An 8,402-nucleotide genomic window follows, 5' to 3' on the forward strand; every position below is an offset into this window, starting at 1 on the left:
GCGAGGGGCTCGGCGGCTGAACGATCGAAAGGGGAGGGGAGGTCAGCCGAGTCAGTCGTCGCTCGACGCCTGCTCGGTCGCGTCGGACGCGGAGCCGGGTACGGCGGCGGCGGGCTCCGGCGGCTCCTCGCGCACGTCGGCGCCCGTGCCCTCGGCGATGACCTCGGCGTAGGCGTCGGGGAAGACGCGTACGAAGTCGTCGAGCGCGCTCGTCCAGTCGTCGAGCAGCTCGGCCGCGCGGTCGCTGTCGGTGTACGCGTGGTGGTTCTCGACGAGCCGGCGGAGCATGCGCTCGTCGGACTCTTCGAGGGTCTCCGAGACCGACACCATCCCGCGGTTGACGCGGTCGTCGAGCCGGTCGTCGGGATCGTACACGTAGGCGACGCCGCCCGACATCCCGGCCGCGAAGTTCCGTCCGGTGTCGCCGAGCACGGCGACGACGCCGCCGGTCATGTACTCGCAGCCGTGGTCGCCGACGCCCTCGACGACCGCCTTCACGCCGGAGTTGCGGACGCCGAACCGCTCGCCGGCGACGCCGTTGACGTAGACCTCGCCGCTCGTCGCGCCGTACAGCCCGACGTTGCCGGCGACGACGTTCTCGGCGGGATCGTAGCCGGCCTCTTCGGGCGTGTTGATCACGAGCCGACCGCCGGAGAGCCCCTTGCCGACGTAGTCGTTGGCGGCGCCGGACAGCTCCATGGTGATCCCGGACGCGAGGAACGCGCCGAAGCTCTGACCCGCGTAGCCGTCGAACCGGCAGGTGACGGTGTCGTCCGGGAGCCCGTCGCCGCCGTGTTCGGAGACGACCCGGTTCGAGAGGGTCGCGCCGATCGCCCGGTCGACGTTCTCCACGTCGCGGGTGAGCGCGACGGGCGCGCCGTCCTCGATGGCCGGGGCCGCCTCCTCGATGAGGTCCCAGTCGAGCAGGTCGTCGATACCGGAGTGGTCCTGCTCGCGGGTCTTCGTGCGAGCGTCGCCCGCGGGCTCGGCGATGACCGCCGACAGGTCGAGGTGTTTGGCCTTCTCGTGGTCGGTCTCGCGCTGGGAGAGGAGCTCGGGCCGGCCGATGAACTCCTCGACCTCCGTGTAGCCGAGTTCGGCCATGATCTCGCGGAGCTCCTGCCCGATGAACGTCATGTAATTGATGACGTGGTCCGGCTGGCCGGGGAAGCGCTGCCGGAGGTCCTCGCGCTGAGTGGCGACGCCGACCGGACACGTGTTCTCGTGGCACTGCCGCGCCATCACGCAGCCGGCGGTGACGAGCGAGGCGGTGCCGAACACGTACTCTTCTGCGCCGAGCGCGGCGGCGACCGCCACGTCCCGCCCGGTCTTCAGGCCGCCGTCGGCGGTGACGCGGATGCGGTCCCGCAGGCCGGTCGCGCGGAGCATCTGGTTCGCCTCGGCGAGCCCGAGTTCCCACGGGAGCCCCGCGTTCTTGATCGACGTCTTCGGCGACGCGCCGGTCCCGCCGTCGTGGCCGGAGACGTGGACCACGTCGGCGTTCGCCTTCGCGACGCCGGCCGCGATGGTGCCGATGCCGGCCTCGGAGACCAGCTTCACGTTGACGTCGGCGTCGGGGCTCGCGGCCTTCAGATCGAAGATGAGCTGCTTGAGGTCCTCGATCGAGTAGATGTCGTGTTGCGGCGGCGGCGAGATGAGCCCGACGCCGGGCGTGGAACACCGGACGTGCGCGATCATCTCGTTGACCTTCTTCCCGGGGAGGTGTCCGCCCTCGCCGGGCTTCGACCCCTGCGCCATCTTGATCTGGAGCTCGTCGGCGCTCGCGAGGTACTCGGAGGTGACGCCGAACCGACCCGAGGCGACCTGCTTAACCGAACACTCCTTCTCGGTGTCGAACCGCTCCGGGGGCTCGCCGCCCTCGCCGGTGTTCGACTTCGCGCCGAGCCGGTTCATCGCGATCGCGTTGTTCTCGTGGGCCTCCGGCGAGATGCTCCCGAGGCTCATCGCGGCCGTCGAGAAGCGCTCGACGATCGACTCGACCGGCTCGACCTCCTCGACCGGGACCGGATCGCGGTCGGACTCGAACGAGAGGAGGCCGCGGAGCGTCTGCAACTCCTCGGACTGGTCGTTGACCAGCTCCGCGAACTCCCGATACTGCTCGTAGTCGCCGCCGCGGACCGCCTGCTGGAGCGTGCCGACCGTCTGTGGATTCCAGCCGTGTTTGATCCCCGACGAGCGGTGCTCGTACTCGCCGGTGGTCTCCAGTTCGGGGTCGGCGCCGAACGCCATCGCGTGACGCGTCCGAAGGTCGTCTTCGATCTCTGCGACACCGATCCCCTCGGTGCGGATCTCGGTGCCCTCGAAGTACTCGGCGACGAACTCGGAGGAGAGCCCGACGGCCTCGAAGATCTGCGCGCCCTGATACGACTCCATCGTCGAGATGCCCATCTTCGCCATCGTCTTGAGGAGGCCGTCCTCCAGCGCGTGCCGGTAGGCGGCGAGCGCCTCGTCCTCGTCGGCGCCGTCGGGCCCGGCGACCACGTCGGCGATGGAGGCGTACGCGAGGTACGGGTCGATCGCGTCCGCGCCGTAGCCGACCAGCGTCGCGACGTGGTGGACCTCGTGCGGCTCGCCGGACTCGACGACGAGCCCCGCGCGGTTCCGGAGCCCGTTGCGGACGAGGTGGTGGTGAACCGCGCCCGTCGCGAGCAGACTCGGCACCGCGAGCCGGTCCGGTCCGACCTCCCGGTCGGAGAGGACCACGGCGTCGGCGCCGTCCTCGATGGCGGTCGCGGCGTCCTCGCGGATCCGGGTGACGGCGTCGACGAGCGAGTCGTCTCGGTCGTACGTCACGTCGACGGTCACGGAGGTGAACGACGCGGCGTCCGCCCCCTCCTCGCCTTTGTCACCCGGCGCGCGCTCGCCCGGCCCCGGGAGATCGCGCAGCGCGGCCGTCTCCGCGTCGGTGAGGATCGGAGTGTCGGAGACGATCTGCTCGGCGTGCTCGGGCGTCTCGTCCAGCAGGTTCCGCTGGTTGCCGATCCGGGTCTCCAGCGAGGTGACGAGCTCCTCGCGGATGTAGTCGATCGGCGGGTTCGACACCTGCGCGAACAGCTGCTTGAAGTAGGTGAACAGCGGGCGGTCGACGTCGGCGAGCACCGACAGCGGGGTGTCGTCGCCCATCGAGCCGACCGGGTCCTTCCCGTCCTTCGCCATCGGCTCGACGAGGTGGTTCAGCGAGTCGGTGGTGTAGCCGAACGCGGCCTGATGGGCGCGGACGGTCGGCGCCGCCGAGTCATCGCCGGACGCTGCGTCGGCCTCGTCGTCCGAATCGATCCCCGCTGCGATCCCGTCCCCCTCGACGATGTCGTCGAGGTCGACCTGTCGTTCGGCGACCCACTCGCCGTACTTTTGGTCGGTGAGGGCCTCAAACACCTCGTCGTCCGGGACGATCCGGCCCTCCTCGGGGTCGGCGACGAAGATCTCGCCGGGCTGGAGCCGGCCGCGGCGCGTCACAGCTTCCGGCTCAGTCGGGAGCGCGCCGACCTCGCTGCCGACGATCAGCCGGTTCTCGTCGGTCACCTCGTACCGGCAGGGACGGAGCCCATTGCGGTCCAAGACGCCGGCGACGCGGTCGCCGTCGAAGCCGATGACGAGGGCGGGCCCGTCCCACGGCTCCACGAGCGAGGCGTGGTAATCGTAGAAATTCGCGCGGGCCTGATCCATCAGGTCGTCGTCCCGGAACGCCTCCGGGATCAGCATCCGGAGAGTGTGCGGGAGGTCGCGGCCGGCCTGTAGGAGGAGCTCGACCGCGTTGTCGACGCTCGCGGTGTCGGATTGGTTCGGGTCGTCGATCACCGGCTTGATCGTGTCGAGCTCCGCGCCGAACGCGGGGTGATCGAGGTCGTTCTCGCGGGCGCGCATCCAGTTGACGTTCCCGCGGATCGTGTTGAACTCGCCGTTGTGGACGATGTTGCGGTACGGGTGCGCGAGGTGCCACGCGCCCAGCGTGTTCGTCGAGAAGCGCGCGTGGACTAAGGCGACGTGGCTCGCGAAGCGCTCGTCGGTCAGGTCGGTGTAGTAGCCGTCGAGCTGCGAGCCCTTCAGCAGCCCCTTGTACACGACGCGCTGACGGTCGAGTGAGCAGACGTAGAACCGCCCCGCGCCGTCAACCTCCGACACCGCGTTCTCGATCTCGCGGCGCGCGGCGTACAACGCGCGGTCGAAGCCGAGGATTTCCGGGTCGGCGTCGTCGAGGCGGCTCTCCTCGCTGGTGAACCGCTCGGCGAGGCCGGCACCTTCGACCGGCGCGACGAACAGCTGGGAGACCTCCGGCTCGGAGTCGAGCGCGGTCGCGCCCAGATCCGCGTTGTCCGTCGGAACGGAGCGCCACTCCAAGACCTCCAGCCCGTACACGGAGAACACCTCCGCGATGACGTCGTGGATCTCGGCCTGCACGCTCGGCTCGGTCGGCATGAACACGGAGCCGACTGCGTACTCCTCGGGCAGATCGGCGTCGACGACCTCGTGGAAGAAGTCGTCCGGACGCGCGACCATGATGCCGGCTCCGTCGCCGGTGTCCTCCTCGGCGCCCGTCGTCCCGCGGTGTTCGAGATTCTCGAGCAGTTCGACGGCGTCGGTGACCGTCTCGTGGCTCGGGTCGCCGTCGAGGTCGACGATTCCGCCGATCCCGCAGTTCGAACGCTCGTCCGTTACCGCCGCAAGCCCCCCACCGTGGCCCGAGAGATCCCGCTCCGATACCTCCCGGGTGTTACTACGTGGCTCGGTCATGATACACACTCTAGATCCGTCACTTAAAGGTATAACCCTGATAGGGGTAGGATCCCTCGTACACACATTAGGGAATATAAGGTAATTATTCATCAGGGGGGTGTACCAATGACGTAATCTCTGTTTGATCAGAAGATATCCGGTTCTGAGTAAACAATCCGGCGGTTATTTGGAGCACGCGAGACAGAACCGGTCGAATTCGGAATGTATATTGCCGATCGTCAACCGAATTCTTTCGGGCGCATCAAGGGGTACCAGCGCCGGAGACAGTAGCGGCGATCGAAGTGGGAACAGGTGGCGACCGAAGCGAGCTCGCGGAGGGCGCGACCGAGCCAGCGATCCTCACCGCCGAATCGCGGTCACTCGCTCAGCGGGGTGAACGTCCCGTTGATGTCCCACTCGTGGATACAGTAGACGTTGCCGGGCTCGTCGTCGATCTGCCAGCCGTCGGCGTCGTCGTCCCACAGCTCCTCGCGGCCGCACAGTTCGCACTCGCGCTCCCGCGGCGGGGTGATCGTGACGCTCATACTCTCACGAACGGCGCGGCCCAGCAAAAGGGTACCGCCGACTCCGTGGCGAATCGGCGCCTCGATCGCAGATCACCGGGGACGCCGCCCCCAAGCAGCGGCCAGGAGCAACGCCGCGACGGCGGCCAGCGAGTGCAGCGGGCCGAACCCGGGAACGTCTTCGGCGGTCGCCCGGATCGGCGCGTTCTCGTAGGTCGGCGTCGGCCGTTCCGAACCGGCGCTACCGGGTTCGGTGCCGTCGGTCTCGCCCCCCGCTCTCTCCGAACTGTCCCTGCTGTTCCCGGCCCCGACCGCCTCGGGATCGGTCGTTCCGGCGTCGGCCGGCGGTCCGTCGCCTCCGGCCGTTCCGGAAGCCTCGGGCGCCCCAGTGTTCCCGGCCGCGGTTGGCGCCGACACCGCGATCGGCCCGTCCAAATCCGGGATCCGACGCTCGGCGTTCGGCCGGGGTCCGAATCCGACCCCTCGGACGGAAGCGATCCGATCGTCGCTCCCGCTGGTTCCCGATTTCCTACCCGCGCTCGGGCCTCCTGGGGAACCGCCTCCGCTGGGGCCGGCCGGATTCGCTCCTCCCGTTGAGGCCCCTCCGGCACCACCTCCTCCGGAACCACCTCCCCCAGCACTCCCACCTCCTCCTGCACTGCCGCCTCCCCCAGCACTCCCACCTCCTCCTGCACTCCCTCCCCCTCCTGCCCCGCCGCCTCCCCCGGCGCTCCCACTTCCTCCGGTACTTTCGTCCCCTCCCTCAGTGACCGGGTCTTCGGAAGCGATCTGCTCGCGATCGTCGCCCGACGAATTACTTCGATCCCCGCCGGCGAACGCCACTGTCGAGGCGACGCGATGGCCGTTCGGTGAGTCCGACGCGGCCTCGCGAAGCCGGTCGTCGGTAATGTGGAACTCGGCGATGAACTCCTCTCCGGGCTCCGGTTCTCCGTCTGTCGGGAGCGCGTCCTCGGCGTCGGCGACCACGTAGAGCCCGGTCTCGTCGACGTGGACGGTCGATTCGGGGGGCACCTCGCCGCTCGCGTTGCTCGCGGTCATCCCGTCGCCGTCTGCGGTCGATCGAACGCCGAACTCGAGTCCGTCGAGGCGGTCGAGGTCGGCGCCCGTCTCGGGTGTGGCGTTCCGCGCCGCGGGTAGTCCGGTCAGCCCAGACGCGCTCACCGCGTAGACGACCGTGTCGTCGGTGTCGACGCGCTCCGCCGGCGAGAGCGCGTCGTCGTCGATGGCGTCTCGGACCGCCGCGGCGCTTCCGAGCTCCGCCCGATCTGCTTCCGTTCCCGCGTAGGTGGTGAGTCCGTTCGTCGAACGTCGCGTGAGCGTCATCGTCGCGTTGTCGCTCGTCGTTGCGATGCCCTGTTCCGAGCGAACGGAGATTTCGTAGGTACCCGGTGCGAGCGTTCCGTTTCCCCCGGGCGTGGTAACGGACTCGATCGACGCCCCCGGACCCGCAACGGTGACGCTCTCGTTCAGCGATCTGTTCGCCGCCGCGTACGTGTTGTATCTGAGCGTTGTCTGTCCCTCTTCGGGTGTTTCAAGTTTGATCGTGGCGGCCGTGGTGTTGGTGTCTATCTTTTTAAATTCTACATACGAACTTGGCGAATTATGTTGTATCTTGAACGATATACGTCCAGAATTTGTTGATAATTTTGGTATGTCGAGAATATCCACGTACTGATCTTTAGAACCAATTATTTTAAAAGAATTTCCAGATTTGGATCCATTTTTATCAAACGTATACCAACTGCTGTGTTGAATAGATGCTGAGTCACGGCTACAGCGGCTCACACAGCGGTTCTATGTTGATGATGGCGAACATCAAGACAATCTCACGGAACTGTCGATACCAGCCCAGCGCTCGCACGGCATCGCCGAGCGAGCGCTTCGTTGTCGAATATGACGTTTCGGCCCTCCACCGCTGAGAGTAGCCCTTTGCCCGGTTGAGAGCGTTTTTCGCGGCTGCGTTCGCTGACGAGCCGCGATAATGAACGAGGTAATCGATGTCGTGTGCGGCGATCTCGTACTCGGTTTGCCAGTCTTGGAAGCCGTTGTCGGCGGCGACGGACTGGAGGTCGTCCGCGTTTCGGCGGACAACCTGCGGTCCCGTCTTCGTGTCATGCTTCCACCGAGCTGCGATGTGAACGTCAAGAACAGCCAGCGATTCCACATCAGTCAATGTCGTGACTTTCAGCGTCTGTATCGTCCGTCCTGCCCGCTGACGAAAGTACGAGGATGCACGTCGCCGGTCGAAGAACGTGCTGTCGAGCGCAGCGTGGCCCGACTGCGGGTGCTGCTGCGCGGAAACGCGCAGCAGCGCCCGCCACACCCACATTTTCAGCCGATCAAACGACTTGTAGATCGTCGTGTGATCGGGCAGATCGTCCCGATCTAAGTCGAGAGCGTCACGAATCTCAGTCATGTACTGCAGCCGATTCGGCGTTTCGCGGTAGCTGTGGCCGTCTTCGACCCGAAAACAGTGAAGAACGACATGAACCCAGCGGGCGAACCCGCCGCTGGCGGGCTCGCCCGCATGCTTCCCCAACGCTTGTTTAGCTAGGTCACGACACTGCTCAATGAAGTCGAGGATGTCGATTTCCATGGTAGGTTTGATATCCTCGGTTTGACCCTTCTAAACCGGCGATATCGGTAGATAAGATCGCTCTTCAACAGAGCAATACCAACCAGTCTGCAAGCCTTTTGTGCTGAATTCTGTCAAATTAGTATTTGTTATTGGAGATCCAACTGCGGATATAATCTTCTTGCTTTTATTTATACGATGCATCTTTTTATCATCACTTTCCAATAATGTGTTATTAGCTAATATTGTGGATCCTGAATAGATATCTGTCTGTGTATTATTGTGCCGATATTGATGGTCGATATAAACACTCTTCTGCTCAGATTCAAGATTGTCTTTAATTTCAATCCGAGCGTCATCTGAGACACCACCGTTCACAAAGTGATCATTTGTATCTGAGTTGGGCAATATCTGTGTTGAATCTAGACCATCTTCTTTTTTAGTATCATTTTCATATATTTGCACAGTTGCCGCTAGCTGATTACTAGTGTGTATCTTTGCACTATTATTATTTGGACTTTTGAGATCGTATGTGTTTACCCCGAGGT

5 protein-coding genes are annotated in these 8,402 nt (G+C 65.1%); all 5 read right to left on the reverse strand.

Annotated elements, in window-relative coordinates:
- Nucleotides 1–51: 51 nt before the first annotated feature.
- A complete protein-coding gene (gltB, locus tag ACP96_RS09175; RefSeq protein WP_050033078.1) occupies nucleotides 52–4,752 on the reverse strand; it encodes a glutamate synthase large subunit in 4,701 nt (1,566 codons plus the stop codon).
- Between the two features lie 359 nt (nucleotides 4,753–5,111).
- Entirely contained in the window at nucleotides 5,112–5,279 is a 168-nt protein-coding gene (locus ACP96_RS19200) for an HEWD family protein (RefSeq protein ID WP_200895671.1), read from the reverse strand.
- A 72-nt stretch (nucleotides 5,280–5,351) separates the two neighbouring features.
- Nucleotides 5,352–6,602, reverse strand: a complete 1,251-nt coding sequence (locus tag ACP96_RS09180) for a hypothetical protein (RefSeq protein ID WP_050033079.1) — start codon at nucleotides 6,600–6,602, stop codon at nucleotides 5,352–5,354.
- A gap of 448 nt (nucleotides 6,603–7,050) precedes the next feature.
- Nucleotides 7,051–7,875, reverse strand: a complete 825-nt coding sequence (locus tag ACP96_RS09185; protein ID WP_050033080.1) for an IS5 family transposase — start codon at nucleotides 7,873–7,875, stop codon at nucleotides 7,051–7,053.
- Nucleotides 7,876–7,905: 30 nt separating this feature from the next.
- Nucleotides 7,906–8,402 (reverse strand): hypothetical protein (locus ACP96_RS18605; protein WP_237561630.1); only part of this gene is annotated, 497 nt, incomplete at its 5' end.

The sequence above is a fragment of the Halorubrum halophilum genome, from assembly GCF_000739595.1.
Lineage (GTDB): Archaea > Halobacteriota > Halobacteria > Halobacteriales > Haloferacaceae > Halorubrum > Halorubrum halophilum.